A 16756-nucleotide genomic window follows, 5' to 3' on the forward strand; every position below is an offset into this window, starting at 1 on the left:
AACGCCCCGGCCGGCCGGCCGGAATCGGTCGGTCGACTCGGCATCGGCGACCTGGCCTGGCCTAGACTTGTGCGGATGACTTCCACCCAGCAGGACCCCCAGCTCGACGGCGGCGATCAGCAGCTGCGAGACGGCGACCGACAAGGACCCGCCGAGGGCAGGATCAACGACCGCTCGCGCTTCGGCTTCGAGATCGAGGCGCGGTTGGCGACCGGCGGGAGGGCCGGCACCATCCGGACCCCGCACGGCGACATCCGGACGCCCGCGTTCGTCCCGGTCGGCACCAAGGCGACGGTCAAGGCCGTCCGCCCGGACGACGTCGCCGCGCTCGGCGCGCAGGCCGTGCTCGCCAACGCCTATCACCTCTACCTGCAGCCCGGCGCCGACATCATCGACGAGGCCGGGGGGCTGGGCGCGTTCATGGGCTGGTCCGGGCCGACGTTCACCGACTCCGGCGGCTTCCAGGTCATGAGCCTGGGATCGGGCTTCAAGAAGGTCATCCCGATGGCGGCAACCGGCGAGCAGAACGACGATGCGATCGCCGTCGGCAAGGAGCGGATGTCGAACGTCGACGAGGACGGCGTGACATTCAAGTCCCACCTCGACGGGACGATGCACCGCTTCACCGCGGAGGTGTCGATGCAGGTCCAGCATCAGCTCGGGGCCGACATCATCTTCGCGTTCGACGAGCTCACGACGCTGATGAACACGCGCGGCTATCAGGAGGAATCCCTCGAGCGGACCCGGCGCTGGGCGCTGCGCTGCGCAGCCGAGCACCAGCGGCTCACCGAGGAGCGCTCGCACCGCCCGTATCAGGCGCTGTTCGGGGTGCTTCAGGGCGCTCAGTACGAGGATCTGCGCCGCAAGGCGGCCCGTGACCTCGGTGCCATGGACTTCGACGGATTCGGGATCGGCGGCGCGCTGGAGAAGGAGAACCTCGGCACCATCATCGGCTGGGTCGCCGACGAGCTGCCGGAGCTCAAGCCGCGTCACCTGCTGGGGATCTCGGAGCCGGACGACCTGTTCACCGCGATCGCCGCAGGCGCCGACACCTTCGACTGCGTGTCGCCGTCCCGCGTGGCGCGCAACGCGGCCGTCTACACCCGCGACGGGCGGTTCAACATCTCCGGGGCGAGGTACCGCCGGGACTTCGGGCCGATCGACCCCGAGTGCGGCTGCCACACCTGCCAGAACTTCTCGCGCGCCTACCTGCGCCACCTGTTCAAGGCCAAGGAGATGCTGTTCTCCACGCTGTGCACCATCCACAACGAGTACTTCATCGTCAACCTCGTCGCCGAGATCAGACAGTCGATCCTCGACGGCCGATTCCGGGAGCTCGAAGCCGAGGTGCTCGGCCGGTACTACGCCTGAGCACCGGCCGAGGCGCCCGCGAGCCGCGCTGCCGGCTGCTCCCCGGCCTCGGCGCCCCGGCGGTCGAGGAAGGAGCGGGCGACGGCCTCCCAGATCGCGTCCGCCCACACCCGGTAGCCGCGCTCGTTGGGGTGGAAGAAGTCGCCGGCCACATGGAAGAAGTACTTGATCGGCCACAGGGCATAGGTCGCGGAGTAGAGGTCGGCGAGGTAGAGCCCGTGGTCGTGGGCGTAGGCGCGGATGAGCTGATTGGCCGCCCGGACCTTCTTCTCGAACGGGGGAAGCCCGAAGCTGGGAATGGTCGACACCACCGTTCCCCGGGGCAGCCGGGGGAACAGGCGCACCAGGGTCCACTCGAAGCCCTCGATGGTGAACTTCGGGTCGATCATGTCGTTGCCGCCGATGATGCAGGTGACGACATCCGGCTCGGGCAGCTGCTCGAACAGCGGCAGCTGGTCCTCCAGGAGCAGCCAGGTACTCGCGCCGGGCACCGAGAGATTGGCGGTGCGCACACCCTGCCCGGACAGCTCGCCCAGCCGCTGCTCGATCCGGGACACGTAGCCGCTCTCCGGGTCGTCGACGCCGACGCCGGACGCCGCCGAATCGCCCAGCGCCACGTAGCTGAGAGTGCTGCGCTGCGAGGGCATGTCGGCGACGATTCGGGAGGCCCAGAAGCGGGGATGCTCGCTGGACTGGCGCCGGATGGTGCGCAGGGACAGACCGTAGTGCACGCCCCCTGCCACCAGTGCTCCGCCAAGAGTCGCGCTGGCAGCGGTCAGCAGGGGGCGTGTTCTCATGGTGTCCTTCTCGCGGGGGTCGTGGCCGTCGCGGATCTCATCAGACCCGGGCGGCGCGGCGGGCGAGATCGGTGTCGACGGAGTAGGTGTGCTCGTGCTTCTTGAATACCTTAATCACCCGGTATGTGACCGGCATGAGGATCACCTCAACGGCGACCTTGTAGACGAAGCCGAAGATCACGTAGCCCAGGAAGTCCCAGCCCGGAATCACCCCGGCGAAGGCCACGGTGCAGAAGATGACGGTGTCGGCGGCCTCGCCGACTCCTGTCGAGGTGAGCAGTCGGACCCACAGGCGCTTCTCTCCCATCGCCCGCTTGATGCGGACGAGCACGAAGGAGTTGAGGAGCTGGCCGACCACGTAGCCGAGCATGGACGCCAGCACGATCCGGGGATAGAAGCCGATGACGGCCTCGAAGGCATCCTGGTTCTCGTAGCCGGGGCCGGGCGGGGAGACCTGGACCAGGAAGAAGACGGCAGTCGCGAGCAGCTGCATCGCGAAGCCGGTGATCACGGCCTTGCGGGCGGCGGCGAAGCCGTACACCTCGCTGATGACGTCGCCCAGGATGTAGGCGATCGGGAACAGGAACGCGCCGCCGTCGGTGACGATCGGTCCGAAGCCGATGACCTTGGTGGCGGCGATGTTGGAGATCAGGAGGATGCAGCAGAAGAGCGCGAGGACGACGGCGTAGTACCTGCCGCGGGTCGAGGCGAAGGCGGCGACTCGGGAGCTGTCGGTCCGGGAGTCGGCGAGGCCTACACCGGCAGGAGCGGTGCTGGGGGTTTCGGCCGGATCGGAGAGCCGATCCGGCTGCCCAGATGCGGGGTCAGTCGGGTTCAACAGGGATTTCCCTTCCATCGGTGAGTGCGAGCAGTTGGTCGTAGCGCAGCGGGAACAGCGAATCCGCGGTTCCGCCGGCGGCCCAGATTACCGGAAACTCGGCGAGCGCGATGTCGACGTAGGTCTCCACCGGGGCCGGATGACCGCATGGGGCGACCCCGCCGATGACCTGTCCGGTCGCTGCCCGCACCATTGCGGGATCCGCCCGGCGCAGCTTTCCGCGGCCGATGCGGTCCGCCACGAACTCCGTGTCCACCCGGTGGGCGCCCGAGGTCATGATGAGCACCGGCTCGCCGTCGGCGGAGAACACCAGGCTGTTGGCGATCGCCCCGAGCGCGACGCCCAGGTGCTCCGCCGCGGCCTTGGCGGTGTGCGTCTCCGCATCGAGGAACCGCATCTCCGTCTCGATCCCGGCCGCGGCCAGATCCCGGGCGACCGCCGCGTTGCGCTCATGTCTCATCCGGGTCCTCCTGCTGGCGTTGCTCGTGGGCTGCTGCGGTCTGTCCCGGCTCCGATTCCGGGTGCTCGTGAGTGATCGTCGGCCGTGCCGGATCCGATTCCGCCTCCGGTGGGGCGGAGGTGACCTCCTCCCGAGGCGCCAGCCCCCGTCTGCGCAGCAGCGCGCCGGTCTCCGGGCCGCCGCCGAAGAAGTCGGTGAAGACCGCCAGCGGATCCGCGGAGTTGCCCAGGGCCAGGACATTCTCCCGGAAGGCCTGGCCGGCTTCGGGGGCCAGTCCGCCCTGGGAATCGAACCATTCGGCGGCCTGCGCTGCGAAGACCTCGGACCAGAGATAGGAGTAGTAGCCCGCGGCGTAGTCACCGCTGAAGACGTGGGCGAAATAGGTCGAGCGGTAGCGCGGCGGCACCAGCGGATCGAGACCGGCCGCGGAGAGCACCGCATCCTCGAAGGAGAGCACATCGTCGACCTGCTCTCCCGCTTCCAGCGAGTGCCAGCCCAGGTCCAGCAGCGCCGCGGCGAGGTATTCGGCGGTGGCGAATCCCTGCCCGAAGGTCAGCGCCTGCCGGATCCGGTCCGCCAGCTCGTCCGGCAGGCCCTCTCCCGTGTCGACGTGGACGGCGTAGTTCGGCAGCACCTTGGGATGGAACGCCCACACCTCGTTGAGCTGGGACGGGAACTCGACGTAGTCCCGGGGAACCGCGGTCCCTGCCAGCGACGGGTAGGTCACGTCGGAGACCAGGGCGTGCAGCACGTGACCGAACTCGTGGAACAGCGTGCTCGTCTCCTCGAGGGTGAGGAGTGTGGGCTCCTCGGGTCCGGGTGCAGGCAGGTTCAGGGACATCGTGATGATCGGGCGCTCTCCGGTCAGCCGGGCGGGGCTGACCAGCTGGTCCATCCACGCCCCACCGCCCTTGGCGTCCCGCTGGTACGGGTCGACGCAGATCAGGCCGATGGTCCGATCGTCCTCGTGGGCGGCGAAGACGCGGACATCCGGATGCCACCCCTGTGCCTCGGGCAGCTCCGTGAACTCGATTCCGTAGAGCCCGGTCGCAGCGTAGAAGACCCCCTCGCTCAGGACGCGCTCGAACTCGAAGTGCTTCGACAGCTCCTCGGGGTCGAAGGCGAAGGTGTCGGCCGTCAGGCGGTTGAGGTAGTGCACGAGGTCCGCGGAGCGCACCTCCGAAAGCCCGTACCGCTCGCGGATCAGCGAGATCTCCTCGGCCAGCCGAGCCCGGGCCGGGGCGATGAGGTCGGCCAGCAGATCGCCGGCCTCGTCCGGGCTGCCCGCAGTCTGGTTGTCGATCGCATAGTCGGAGTAGGACTTGTATCCGAGCAGGTTCGCCAGCGCGGCGCGCAGCGCCGTCAGATCCGACACGATCTCCCGAACGTCACCGGGACCGCCTCGGGAGCCGCGCTCCATCGACTGCGCCAGCAGCGCCTCGCGAACGGCCGGGTTCGTGAGTTGGGCCAGCGCCGACTGCTGGGTGGTGTTGTCCAGGCTCAGCACGTATCCCTGGAGTCCGCGAGCGGCAGCCCTCCGGGCGGCGGCACTCAGTGCGGAGTCGCCGAGCCCGGCAAGCGCCTCGACGTCGGTGAGGTGCAGGGCCAGATCCTTCGCCTCCCTCGGGAGGAGGCGAGTGAACTCGGTCTGCAGCCGCTCGATCTCCACGGTGATCGCAGCCGCGCGGCCGCGGGCCTCCGAGTCGAGCCGGACGCCGGTGCGGACGAAATCCTCCATGAGCAGCTCGTGGTGGCGCTTGTCCTCCGGATTGAGGAGGTTGGTCGGCACTGCCTCCACGCGGGCGAACAGCTCGGCGTCGAGCCGGGAGTCCAGCCGCGCGCTCGTGAGGACGGCGGACACCTCGGCGAGCGTGTCGGCCAGCTCGTCCGTGAGGACGTTCGCCTGCAGCACTCTGACGAGCGCAGTGAGGCGGAAGGCGGGGTAGCACGCCCAGCCGATCCCGAGCGTGGTGTTGGGGAAGTCGGGGTCCTCGGTCGAGTCGAGGATCGCCTCGATCCGGCGCTGCTGGTATCGCACGACTCGGTCGGCGGCGTCCGCCAGCAGCTCAGGGGTGAAGGAGGAGAAGTCGGGCAGTCGCAGGTCGACCTTCTCCGCGATGAAATCCCACACGGGGTTCGGGGTCGAATCGGTCTGCACTGCGGACTCCTCGGATCAGCGACGTCACGTATCAGTAGTGTTGATGGCTATGAGCGGATTCGAGGGCTACCGCAAGGGTGACCCCGTGACGAAGAGGATTGAGATCGGCCTGCTGATGGCCGGGCTCGCAACCTTCACTCTGCTCTACAACACTCAAGCCATACTGCCGTATTTCACCCGCGACTACAGCATCAGCCCGGCGACGGCTGCGCTGTCGGTGTCGGCCGCCACCGCGGGTCTGGGACTGGGTCTCCTGGTCGCGGTGCCGATCAGCGAGCGGATCGGCCGCGTCCGGCTGATCCGGTGGTCCATGACGCTCTCTGCCCTGCTGGGGATCGGGGTGGCGCTGGTCGACAGCTGGGAGCTGTTCCTGGTCACCCGGTTCGTCATGGGCTTCGTGCTGGCGGGGCTGCCGGCGACGGCCGCGGTCTACCTCAGGGAGGAGATCCACCGGTCGTACGCGACCTCTGCCACCGGCGTCTACATCTTCGGCACCACTCTGGGCGGTCTGGCCGGCCGCATCGTGTCGACCGGGATCATCGACCTGCTCGACCGGACAGGGCTGGGGGAGCGGGTGCCGTTCAGCGCCTCGCACGCCGCTATGCTCGGCACCGCAGTGATCGCCCTGGTGTGCGCCGGTGCCTGCTGGGTCCTGCTCCCGGAATCGCGCGGGTTCTCCCCGCAGCGGGATTCGGCCGGCGAGCTGGTGCGGAAGTTCGGCCGCGCGTTCAGGGATCCCGTCCTGCTGGCCCTCTACGTCACCGGCGGACTGGGGATGGGGACGTTCGTGGGCGCCTTCAACGTCCTGGGCTTCCGGCTCGAGGCCCCGCCCTACAGCCTCGGGATCGGCGCCATCGGACTGCTCTACCTCATCTACCCGGTCGCCGGGTATGCGAGTGTGCTCGCCGGCCGGGCGGCCGACCGCTACTCGCTGCGCGCAGTCCTGCCCTTCGGATCGGTCATCGGGCTGGTGGGCGTGCTCGTGCTCGCGGCACGCCCGCTGGTGCTCGTGGTGCTGGGGATGGCGATCATGGCGATGGGCTTCTTCATCATGCACTCGCTGGCCTCGGCCTGGGTGGCGGTGCGCGCCACCGCGACGGTCCAGGTGCCCGCGCAGGCGGCATCGATGTACATGCTGTTCTACTACGCGGGCTCATCGATCAACGGCAACCTCGCGCCCCTGGCCTGGGAGAGCTTCGCGTGGCCCGGGGTGACGGTGCTCTGCGGGTCGATGATGGCCAGCGCGTTCGTGCTGGCTCTGCTGCTGCACCGCTCCAAACCCGCGGTCACATGAGGGCGGCCGACCTCGTCGCGGCTGCGGTGGACCGACCGCCGCCGCGCCGGTGGGACGCGGTGATCCTGCGCATAGACTGACACTGTGGCAGCCGACAAGGCCGGCGAACGTGAGACGCCGGTGCTCTCTCCGACAGTCCGCATCCCGGCGTTCTGGATCGGATTCGTCGGGATGCTCGGAGCCGGGCTGGCGTGGGCCCTGCTCAACAGCGTCAACTCGATCAGCACGGTCCTCACCTATGTCGGCCTCGCACTGTTCCTGGCGCTCGGGCTCGAGCCGATCATCCTGTGGCTGGTGCGCCATCGGATCGTCCGTCCCTGGGCAGTCACCATCGTGGTGCTGGTGGGCCTGCTCGTGGTCTCCGGAGTGGTGGTGCTCATCGTCCCGACGGTGATCCGCCAGGTGCAGGACTTCGTCGCCGAGCTGCCGGACATCATCGCCCGGGTCTCGCTCTCGGGCTGGGCGCGGGACCTGGAGGAGCAGTTCGTCGGGGTCGTCGACATCGACGCACTGTTCAATTCGGCCGGGGCCTGGGTCTCCGACCCGGCCAATCTGGTCTCGGTCGGGGGCGGCGTCGTCGCGGTCGGGGCAGGGATCGCCGGCTTCGCCACCGGCGCCCTGATCGTGGGCATCCTCACGATCTACTTCGCTGCGACCCTGCCGGGCATCAAGGCCGCCGCCTATTCGCTCGTCCCCGCCAGCCGCCGACCGCGGGTGCGGTCGGTCACCGAGGAGATCACGCGCTCAGTGGGCCGCTACGTGCTGGGGCAGGCTAGCCTCGCGGCGATCAACGGCGTCGGATCCTTCATCTTCCTCACCCTCATCGGCGCCCCGCTGCCGGCGCTGCTGGCATTCGTGGCGTTCCTCGGGTCGCTCATTCCCCTCGTCGGCACGATCAGCGCATCGATCGTCATCGTGCTCGCGTGCCTGGCGGCGTCTCCCGGCCTGGCCGTCGTGGTCGGCGTCTACTACCTGATCTACATGCAGGTGGAGGCGTACCTCTTCAGCCCCCGCATCATGAATGCTGCGGTGAATATCCCCGGATCGCTCGTCATCATCGCCGCGGTCACGGGCGGCACCCTGGGCGGGGTGCTCGGCGCCATCGTGTCCGTCCCGCTCGCGGCGAGCATCCTCATCATCGTCCGCCGCGTCGTCATTCCGCGCCAGGCAGGTCGCTGACGGCGCACGTTCACCTCGGCGGCGCCTCGGTCTGATAGGACGTGGGGAATGAACACTCAGCTCTCCCGCTCTCTCGGTCTCTCGGATGCCGTCATCATCGGGCTCGGCTCGATGATCGGCGCCGGGATCTTCGCCGCTCTGGCGCCGGCCGCAGCCGAGGCGGGCAGCTGGCTGTTCCTCGGCCTCGCCCTGGCCGCCCTCGTCGCCTACTGCAACGCCACGGCCTCCGCCCAGCTCGCCGCGCAGTATCCGACCTCCGGCGGCACCTATGCGTACGCCCGCGCGCAGGTCAGCCCCTGGCTCGGGCTCGTCGCCGGCTGGGGGTATGTGATCGGGAAGACCGCCTCGACCGCTGCGATGGCGCTCACCTTCGCAGCGTATGCCGCCCCAGCCGGGTGGCAGCAGCCGCTCGCGGTCGCGGCCCTGATCGCCCTGACGGTCGTCAACTCGCTGGGCATCTCCCGGACCGCTGCGATGACCCGGGTCATCGTCATCGCCGTGCTGGCGATCCTGACGGTCTTCCTCGTCGTCATCGCCGCCGGCGGGCAGTTCAGCCTGTCCTCGCTCTGGGCGCCTGAGGCGGTCGGTGCGGCCGGCGCGGTCGGTGGGCCAGGCGCGGTCGGTGGGGCAGGCGACTCCGGAGTGCCGAACGGCTTCGATCTGCTCGGTGTGCTGCAGGCCGCGGGGATCCTCTTCTTCGCCTTCGCCGGCTATGCCCGCATCGCCACTCTCGGCGAGGAGGTCAAGGACCCGCAGCGCACCATTCCCAGGGCGATCATCCTGGCCCTGGGCATCACCACGACCGTCTATGCCGTCGTCGCCGTCGCGGTCATGGGGGTGCTCGGCCCGGTCGGACTCGCGCAGAGCCAGGTGCCCCTCGCCGATGCGGTGGGCAGCTCTGCCTGGGCGCAGGCGCTGGTCCGGGTCGGCGCTGCCCTCGCCTGCCTGGGCGCCCTGCTGGGCCTCGTCGCAGGCATCGGGCGGACCTTCTTCGCGATGGCCCGCGACTCCCGACACTTCCAGTTCTTCGCCCAGGTCAGTCGATTCGGGACTCCGGCGCGGGCGGAATTCCTGGTCTGCGCAGTCGCCATCGTGCTCGTGCTCCTCGGCGACATCCGCACCGCGATCGGCTTCTCGTCCTTCGGTGTGCTGATCTACTACTCGATCACCAACATCACCGCGTTCACGCAGACCGCCGAGCGACGGCGCTACCCGCGGGCACTCCAAGTGCTCGGTGTGATCCTGTGCGTGGTGCTGGCATTCACCGTGTCGCTGGAGGCGGTGATCGTCGGGGCGATCCTGTTCGCGGTGATCGGTGCGGTCGTGCTCCTGCTGCAGCGGCGGGGCTGATCCCCTGGTCTCGGCCGCGGGCTGCGCCGGGACCGAACGGCCATCCGGTCGACTGCGGCGACGAAGCTCACAGGGCAGCCGGCGCCGGCTTCAGAGCACCCAGCGGCGCCACGTGCCGGGCAGCCGGCCGTCGGTGGTGATCACGACGCCGGGGTAGTCGGCGACAAGGGCGTCGACCCGCGCCCGGGCCGCGTGATCGAGCGTCTCGAGCAGACGGTCGATGACGAGCACCTCGGGGGAGCCGAACGCCGCCCGCGCCAGGTGCACGAGACCGCGCTGGGAACCCGTGAGCGGTTCGCCGCCGCGTTTGAGCGGCGTCTTCTCCTGCCGGGGCAGCTGTGCGATGACCTCGTCGAGGCCCAGCTGCCGGACGATTCGCTCCGCGTCATCGGGACCGGAGCTGGGGTCCCGATACCGGATCGCGCGGTCGATCGTGCCGCGCGGCAGCAGATCCGAGCCGCGCGCCACGCCGAGCACGCGGCGGCGCACCGCCCCCTCGGCTCGCGACATGTCGATCCCCGCGATCCGCACGACCCCTGCCCGGTTGCGGCCGATGCCGGCGACCGCCTCCAGCAGCGCGGACACCGCCTCGGGATCCTCGGACTCGATGCGGATCCGGTTCCCCGCCCGGGCGAGCAGAGTGGGCACCCGCCGGTCGTCGGCGAAGACCAGGTTCCGAGCTTCGAAGGTGTAGCAGCCGTCCTCATCGGCCCGGTCGAGCGCGACGTCGAACTCCCGGGTCCGCTCGTCGACCGGTGCCTGTTCGAGCGCCGGCAGCAGGACGCGGCGGGCGGCCTTGAAGTTCTGCCGGTACTCGACCACCCGCCCCAGATCATTCAGGGGAGTGGCGATGATGCCGACGACGAGCAGCGCGGCGGTCACCTGCGCGACCGACACCGTGCCGAACACCCCGAGCACCACCACAACCGCCGTGGCCAGCGCGCCCGCCGTGGCGGCAGTCCCCCGCAGCACGCCGGTGGCCCGGGAGCGGTGGATCGCTGCTTCCACGACCTTCGAGCCGATCCTGTCGATGTGGTTGCGCTCGCGGTTCTCGCCGCCGTTGGTCCGGATCGAGTCGAGCGCGTTCACGGTGTCCGCGGTGGTGGCGGCGAGCCGTCCGCGCATTCGCCGCACGGCGCGGGCGCGCTCGAACACCACCCCGGAGACGGCTGCGAAGACCGCGACCATGAGGCTGCACACCATCAGCAGTGCGAAGGCCAATGCGGGATGGATGAGGGCGAGCACGACCACCACGCCGAGGACGAGCGGGACGGTGACGATGAGGGGGGCGATCCCCAGGGCGACCCAGTTCCGCACAGCGGTGAGGTCGTTCGTCGTCCGCGCGATGATGACCCCTGGGGAGGTCTTCTCGTTCCCGCGGAGCGCGGAGCCGATGAGCAGCACCCGGATCCGGTGGATGTAGTGCTGCCCGAGGCGTTCGGCCAGCACCCGCTCCAGTGCCCGGACAGCGCCGATGCCCAGCGCCGCGCCGAGGATCACGAAGACGAGTGACTGCCTGCTCGTGCTCATCGCGGTGTGCGTGGCCCAGGCGCTCGCCCCGGCAAGCGCCGCCGTCAGCAGACCGCAGGCGAGCAGGCCGGCCAGATGCCACCGCCGGGCGCCGGCGGCGAGCTTAGGGAGCCGGACGGTCGACCGGACGGCCTCGGCCTCATCGGCAGGAGCCGCGGCGGTCATGCCGCGCGCCTCGAGGAGGGGCTTCACCGATCCTCACTCCTCCCGGCCAGCCCGGTGATCTGCAGTGCAAGCTCCGGCTGGGCGAGCTCGAAGGTCGGGGCGACGGGCACGTCGAGAGCCGCGCGCGCCTCGGCGGCGGCCAGTGGCGAGGCGGTCAGGACGCCGGACACGCAGGCGACATCGACGCCGCGGGCGGTGAGGAAGTCGACGCCGGCGACTGCTCCGAGGGCATCCGTCGCCGCGAACACGACGGTGTCGACCGCGGCGGCGAACACCGGATCCTCGAGCAGCCGGCGGGTCTCGGCCTGGTAGAGCCCGTCGGCGATCTCGAGGACGATGACCTCGGAGTCGGCGCTGGTGAGCGCCCGGATCTGAGCGGTGAGCAGGGCTTTGATGAACGGGTAGTCAAGCTTGAAGGTGGTCGGGTAGCCGAAGTCGGTGAAGTCGAGGACCGCGGCCGCGCCCGCGTCGCGGAACTGGCCGGGGTCGTTGCCCGCCCCGGTGCCGGTGACCTTGACCGCGCCCACCTGCCGGCCGGCGGCGGTGAGGCCGTGGATGAGCTGGGCCGCGGTGGTGGACTTTCCGGAGTTCATCGAGGTGCCGAAGACGGCGATGACCGGCGGCCTGCCGGGCGTGGACTCGTCGACGATGTCGACGGAGAGATCCGCCAGACCGGCCATGGTGAGGCGCTGCGTCTTCGTCGACAGCAGGCCGAGCGGTTCGATGACCGTGGCGTCCTCGACCGCCGCGTGCTGGTCGATGACGAGTCCCGCCACGCCGCCCGCGGCGACCATGCTGCACGGCCCGAGGCCGTCGGGGACGACGGCGTGGAACTGGTCGGCGGCATAGCGGTTGCCGTAGGCGAGGACGACCTCGTCGCCCGCGAACAGGCCGGCGCGGCGGGACGTCGGAGTCTCGATCCGCTTGTGCTTGCCCAGGGTGACGACCCTCGCGAGCAGGATGTCGCCGGGCAGCGGCCGGACCGAGTCGCCGGACAGCAGGTAGAGCCCCGCCTGGCCGTCATGCGCGAGCTGGGCGGCGCGGCGGGTGGTGTAGGAGAACTTGGCACGCCGCAGTCGCGCCGGGGCGAGCGCTTCGAGACGGACCTGCTCGTCGACCGCGGCGATCGGATTGAGAGCCGACGGGGTGTGGGGGAGGGCGGGGATCTGAAGGGTGTCGGAGACCTGTTCCATGAGCGTGCCTTTCGCGGGGGGCGGGGGGAGCGGTGCCGGGTGTCCGGCGCATCCTGTTCGGTTGCGCCGGCATCAGTCTCCGGGTCACGGATGAGCGGGGGATGAATCGCTGATGAGAGAGTTCTCAGCTACTCCTGAACTGTGCCTCCAGCCCTCTCGTCAGCCGCTGGACCGAGCCTCCAGCCCCCCGGCGGCTGTTGGGCCGAGCCGCGGTCGCTACGCAGCCACCCGCCCCACTGCTGACAGCAGAATCCCACTGCTGACAGCGGAGCCGGGCTGTGCGGCGATCGGAGTCCGGGCACTGTGGTCGTCATGAATGCTCCGACCTCAGACCCCCACGACTTCCGAACCGCCGCTCGCCTCGATACGCTGCGCGAACTCCACTCCCGCCGGGTCGTCGTCTTCAACGGCGAGCTCGACGACGACAGCGGGATGGAGATCATCTCCCGCCTGCTCCTCCTGTCGGAGGAGAATCCGGCCGACGACATCCACCTGTGGATCAACTCGCCGGGCGGGTCAGTCCCGATGCGCTACATCACCGCTCCGGTGAGCACGATGTGCGTGAGACAGGCGGTCGCCGATGCCGCGCTGCTGCTGGCAGCCGGCTCCCGGGGGACGCGAGCCATGCTGCCGCACGCCCGGCCGTGCTGCGGCAGCCGCAGATCGAGGGCGGCCGAGCATCGATCCCGGACCTCATCGTCGCCGCGGACGAAGTCATCCGGCAGCGAGACGAAGTCGAGCAGATCCTCGCTGCAGGCACCGGTTGCAGCAGCGAGCAGCTGCGGCAGGATCTTGATCGGGACTTGGTGCTGACCGCGGAGCAGGCGCTGGCCTACTGCCTGATCGACAGAGTCGCCGCCTCCCGCCGAACTCCCTAGGCGGCGAGCAGCACGGCCCTGCCGTGTGATGTCCGAGCAGGTGGAGAGCTCGAAGCGGAGCCGCGAGCGGTTCCCAGGTGCACGACGCCGAGGTTCTGGCGAATCTCGGGAGCCGGTGGAGTTCGGCGCCTGCCCGGATGATCGCGGTCTGCCGCGACGGAGGGCAGTGAGGTGACGATGATGACGAGGAGTTCGCGCAGCTGCAACCCCAGCGCGGCGCTGATCGCCGCGAGCATCTCCGAGGACGGATCCTTCATCCCGCGCTCGACCTCGGACAGGCACTGCGCGGAGATGCCCGCCCGGTCCGCCACCTCGGCCAGAGTCAGCCGCCGCACTGCACGCTGGACGCGCAGGGCCGGGCCGAGGTGCTCTCGCAGAAGTGCGGAGGAGGCGACGGGGGCAGGACTCATGGCACAACGGTAAAGCGGCGCGCTCGAACAGTGGAAGGCCTCTCCGCTGTCAGCAGAACAGGGCTCAGAGGGCGCTGAGGTCCTGCCACTCGTCCCACTCGTACACCCAGTCGGAGACGTCCCCCGACTCTGGCGTCAGCGAGACCGAGGACCCCGTGATCTCCACGGGATCACCGTAGAGCGCCGACTCGTAGTACTCCCGTGCGCGCTCCGTGCTCAGGTTGATGCAGCCGTGGGAGACGTTCCGAGCGCCCTGGGCGCTGACGGACCAGGGGGCGGCGTGGATGAACTCGCCGTTGTTGTGGATCCGCACGGCCCAGTTGACCGGGGTGGAGTAGCCCCACGTCTCCGAGGTCATCGTGTAGCTCTCGGCCTTCGACATCACGATGTGGGTGCCGTTGAAGGACGGCGCCCGGGGCATGCCGAGCGAGGCGGGGAAATCCCAGATCTCCTCGCCGTCGCGGGTGACGACCATGCGGTGGGATTCCGCGTCCGCCTCGACGAGCTGCTCCCGCCCGATCTCGAAGTCGAGAGTCATGTCCCGGCCGCCGTGGCTCGAGTCGGAGAACCGCACCCCCTCGAAGGGCAGATCGACGGAGATCTGCGAATGTGCGGGCCAGAACTCCTTGGGTCGGTAGTGCACGCGGGAGTGGCCGGCGATGTCGGGCAGCCAGGCCCAGCCGCCGTCGACCTCTCGGAGCGATCCGTCCTCGTCGGTGACCTCGACGCTGAGCCGGTGCTCGACGTCGTCCCGGTACTCCTCCGTCACGGTGCCGGCGAAGTTGATGATGATCGGCGCTGCCACACCCACCGTCTCGTCGTCGGCGATCACCGAGCGGGCGCGCAGCGGGCTGCCCGTCGCGGAGGCGGTCTCGATCGTGCCCGAGGTTTCGTGCCGCTGCCCGTCCGTGCTCACTGTTCTCGCCCGCCACTCGTAGGCGGCGCCGCCGGCCAGCCCGGCAGAAGCCTGCCAGTGCGTTCCGCCAGCCGCCACCGAGCCCGCGTCCGGAGCAACCCGATCGTGGTCGAGGTCCACGAGCTCGACCGACTCGAACTCTCCGCCGTCGACCTCCAGCGCCAGCGTGTCGCCGGCGACGAATTCGATGCCCGCCGGGTCGGCGGATGCGGAGCTCGCCTCTTCCGAAGTCGCTGTTCCCGGAGCCTCCGCGCCGGGTGAGTCGGTTCCCGAGGCGCTCGCCGCCTCGGCGTCCGGGCTGACCACGGTGACCTCCGGCGCGACGGCGGTGGTTGCCTGACCGGCGCTGTCGGCGTCCGGGGAAGGTGCGGCGTCCGGCTGACGCACGGCGCAGCCGCCGAGCAGCATCGTGGAGACCGTCAGCGCGATGCAGGGAACAAGGATGCGACGCGTCACGCGCAGGCCTTTCGTCGTGGAGGTGGGGGCGAGTCAAGAATAGGCCGCTCGCTGCCACAGATCTCCGGTATTCGGCGTCATCGTTGTGCGATTGTGCCGAGGGACGCGGGTGACCAGCGGATTTGGCGACCACGCAGGTTGCAGGATTGTGACAGCCCGTTCTACTCCGCGTGCTGCCCGAGCAGGCGGGAGGCGACGGCGGCGAAGGCCAGCGAGCACACGATCGACGCGCACACGACGAGCCCGAAGGCGGTATGGACCGGCAGGAGCGCGATGAGCACGGTGAACATGCTCGACAGCGTGGCCACGCCGATGCCCATCCCGGCCTGCTGCGCGGTCGCGATGAGGCCGCCGGTGAGCCCGGCCACGCGATTCGGGACATGGTTCATCACCACGGAGATGAGCGGACCGAACATCAGGCCCTGACCGCCGCCGATGAGGACGGCGGTGAGCTGGAACCACAGGATGAATGGCTGCAGGTCCGCGAAGGCGAACACCGCGAGGACGCTCAGGCCCGTCGCCTGGAAGACCGCGCCGACGATCAGCACTCGGGGCCCGAATGCCGCCAGCAGCCGAGTGGCGAACGTCGACACCAGCACGAAGGAGGCCGCCAGTACCAGCAGTGACAGCCCGGAGGCCAGCGGATTCCAGCCGAATCCCTGCTGAGTCAGGATGGCGTAGTTGTACATGAACGACGACAGCATGAGGAAGAACAACGCGGCGAGCACCATGCCGACTCTGACCGCGGGTTCGGTGATGACGTGCAGCGGAAGCACCGAGGGCAGCTTCGACAGCTCGCGATTGAGCAGGTGGCGTGCCAGCAGGAAGAAGCCCACCGCCGAGGCGAGGAGCAGCCCCAGCGTCATCGCCAGCATGCCCGGAGTCCGCAGGGGATTGATGGGGTCGAGCGCGGAGGCGTTCGTCAGCCCGGTGATCAGGCACAGGAGTGAGGCGGCGACCAGGCCCGAGCCCGGGAAGTCGAATCCTTCCGGGGCGTTCGACTTCGATTCGGCGAGATAGCCGGTGCCGGCCCATGCGATCGCCGCGATCACCGCGATGCTCAGCAGCGATGCCCGCCAGCCGTATTCGACCGGGAACATGCTGTTGATGGTGCCGCCGACGATGTTGCCCCCGATCGTGCCGACGCCGGCGAAGATGCTGTAGCCGCTGATCGCGCGGATGCGCGCCCGGCCCCTCAGCGTGGCCTGGATGCTCGAGAGGATCTGCGGGGTCGTCAGCGCTGCTGCGCAGCCCTGGAGGAGTCGGCCCAGGACGAGGAAGCCCAAGGTCGGTGCGAGCGCGGTGAGCACCGACGTGACCAGGATCGACAGCGTGCCGATCCGGAAGAGGCGGCGGCGTCCGAAGTTGTCGCCCAGCCGCCCGCAGATGATCAGCCCGGCCGCGAAGGACACGGAATAGGCGCCGATGACCAGCGTCGTGCGCGATCCCGGGATATCGAGAGCGGCCTGCATTCCGGGCACGGAGATGTTCGCGACGGCGAAGATGTACGTCGACAGGAAGGTCGCGATGTACAAGGGCCAGATCCGAGGTGAAAGCGCCTGTGCTTCCATGAACTGCACCCTAGCGCACGTTCAGGACCTTTGAAATCCGAGAGCGGCGCTTTCGCGCCCCTGAATCGAAAGGACTCTCCGTGCACCCGCCAGAGCCTGCTTACCCTTGCTGTCTTCCGACCCTGGGGGAGTTCGCAGGATGACGCCGCACGGAGAGCCAACGTCCAGTGTAGTCCACAACCCTCAGCGG

Annotated in this window: 14 protein-coding genes, 1 other RNA gene and 1 pseudogene; 6 read left to right on the plus strand and 10 right to left on the minus strand. The window is 69.4% G+C overall.

Features of this window, described 5'->3' with window-relative positions:
* Window positions 1-75 precede the first annotated feature (75 nt).
* Complete coding sequence (gene tgt, locus LXN01_RS00365; protein WP_236862556.1) at window positions 76-1371, plus strand: tRNA guanosine(34) transglycosylase Tgt; 1296 nt, start codon at window positions 76-78, stop codon at window positions 1369-1371.
* Here tgt and LXN01_RS00370 read toward each other — a convergent pair.
* Genes LXN01_RS00370 through LXN01_RS00385 form a run of 4 tightly spaced genes read right to left on the minus strand, consistent with a single transcriptional unit; the run spans window position 1362 to window position 5624 of the window.
* Window positions 1362-2168, minus strand: coding sequence for an SGNH/GDSL hydrolase family protein (locus LXN01_RS00370; RefSeq protein ID WP_236862557.1), 807 nt, complete (start codon window positions 2166-2168; stop codon window positions 1362-1364). The two genes, tgt and LXN01_RS00370, sit on opposite strands and share 10 nt — an antisense overlap.
* A gap of 40 nt (window positions 2169-2208) precedes the next feature.
* The gene (locus tag LXN01_RS00375) at window positions 2209-3006 is read right to left on the minus strand and encodes a queuosine precursor transporter (RefSeq protein ID WP_236862558.1); all 798 of its coding nucleotides are present in this window, start codon (window positions 3004-3006) and stop codon (window positions 2209-2211) included.
* Window positions 2993-3466 (minus strand): YbaK/EbsC family protein, encoded by a 474-nt coding sequence (locus LXN01_RS00380; RefSeq protein ID WP_425547669.1) that lies wholly within the window; start codon window positions 3464-3466, stop codon window positions 2993-2995. Before LXN01_RS00380 ends, LXN01_RS00375 begins: the two co-directional genes overlap by 14 nt.
* A complete protein-coding gene (locus LXN01_RS00385) occupies window positions 3456-5624 on the minus strand; it encodes a M3 family metallopeptidase (RefSeq protein WP_236862559.1) in 2169 nt (722 codons plus the stop codon). The genes LXN01_RS00380 and LXN01_RS00385 overlap by 11 nt, the downstream gene beginning before the upstream one ends.
* Before the next feature lie 49 nt (window positions 5625-5673).
* Between LXN01_RS00385 and LXN01_RS00390 the strand changes: the two genes are divergently transcribed.
* From LXN01_RS00390 to LXN01_RS00400, 3 genes are all read left to right on the plus strand, one after another.
* Complete coding sequence (locus tag LXN01_RS00390; protein ID WP_236862560.1) at window positions 5674-6918, plus strand: MFS transporter; 1245 nt, start codon at window positions 5674-5676, stop codon at window positions 6916-6918.
* An 84-nt stretch (window positions 6919-7002) separates the two neighbouring features.
* Window positions 7003-8097 (plus strand): AI-2E family transporter, encoded by a 1095-nt coding sequence (locus LXN01_RS00395; RefSeq protein ID WP_236862561.1) that lies wholly within the window; start codon window positions 7003-7005, stop codon window positions 8095-8097.
* 48 nt (window positions 8098-8145) lie between these two features.
* Entirely contained in the window at window positions 8146-9447 is a 1302-nt protein-coding gene (locus LXN01_RS00400; RefSeq protein ID WP_236862562.1) for an APC family permease, read from the plus strand.
* A gap of 90 nt (window positions 9448-9537) precedes the next feature.
* Here LXN01_RS00400 and LXN01_RS00405 read toward each other — a convergent pair whose 3' ends face one another.
* Both LXN01_RS00405 and LXN01_RS00410 read right to left on the minus strand, forming a co-directional pair.
* Window positions 9538-11169, minus strand: a complete 1632-nt coding sequence (locus tag LXN01_RS00405) for an ABC transporter transmembrane domain-containing protein (RefSeq protein WP_236862563.1) — start codon at window positions 11167-11169, stop codon at window positions 9538-9540.
* Window positions 11166-12335, minus strand: a complete 1170-nt coding sequence (locus LXN01_RS00410; protein ID WP_236862564.1) for a DUF1611 domain-containing protein — start codon at window positions 12333-12335, stop codon at window positions 11166-11168. Before LXN01_RS00410 ends, LXN01_RS00405 begins: the two co-directional genes overlap by 4 nt.
* A gap of 312 nt (window positions 12336-12647) precedes the next feature.
* On the opposite strand from LXN01_RS00410, the pseudogene LXN01_RS16455 reads away from it, so the two are divergent.
* Window positions 12648-12917: pseudogene (locus LXN01_RS16455) on the plus strand (ClpP family protease); the annotation flags it as partial.
* Between the two features lie 62 nt (window positions 12918-12979).
* Window positions 12980-13213 (plus strand): ATP-dependent Clp protease proteolytic subunit, encoded by a 234-nt coding sequence (locus LXN01_RS16460; RefSeq protein WP_369127328.1) that lies wholly within the window; start codon window positions 12980-12982, stop codon window positions 13211-13213.
* Here LXN01_RS16460 and LXN01_RS00420 read toward each other — a convergent pair.
* The 4 genes from LXN01_RS00420 to ffs all read right to left on the minus strand — a co-directional run bounded on the left by LXN01_RS00420 (window position 13210) and on the right by ffs (window position 16728).
* Window positions 13210-13623: a helix-turn-helix domain-containing protein gene (locus LXN01_RS00420; protein ID WP_236862566.1), complete on the minus strand. Its 414-nt coding sequence runs from the start codon at window positions 13621-13623 to the stop codon at window positions 13210-13212. The two genes, LXN01_RS16460 and LXN01_RS00420, sit on opposite strands and share 4 nt — an antisense overlap.
* 64 nt (window positions 13624-13687) lie before the next feature.
* Window positions 13688-14995 (minus strand): L,D-transpeptidase, encoded by a 1308-nt coding sequence (locus LXN01_RS00425; protein ID WP_236862567.1) that lies wholly within the window; start codon window positions 14993-14995, stop codon window positions 13688-13690.
* A gap of 161 nt (window positions 14996-15156) precedes the next feature.
* The gene (locus LXN01_RS00430) at window positions 15157-16566 is read right to left on the minus strand and encodes an MFS transporter (RefSeq protein WP_236862568.1); all 1410 of its coding nucleotides are present in this window, start codon (window positions 16564-16566) and stop codon (window positions 15157-15159) included.
* Between the two features lie 66 nt (window positions 16567-16632).
* Window positions 16633-16728: signal recognition particle sRNA small type (gene ffs, locus LXN01_RS00435), an RNA gene on the minus strand.
* Window positions 16729-16756: the final 28 nt, after the last annotated feature.

The organism is Brevibacterium daeguense (genome assembly GCF_021729135.1).
GTDB lineage: Bacteria > Actinomycetota > Actinomycetes > Actinomycetales > Brevibacteriaceae > Brevibacterium > Brevibacterium daeguense.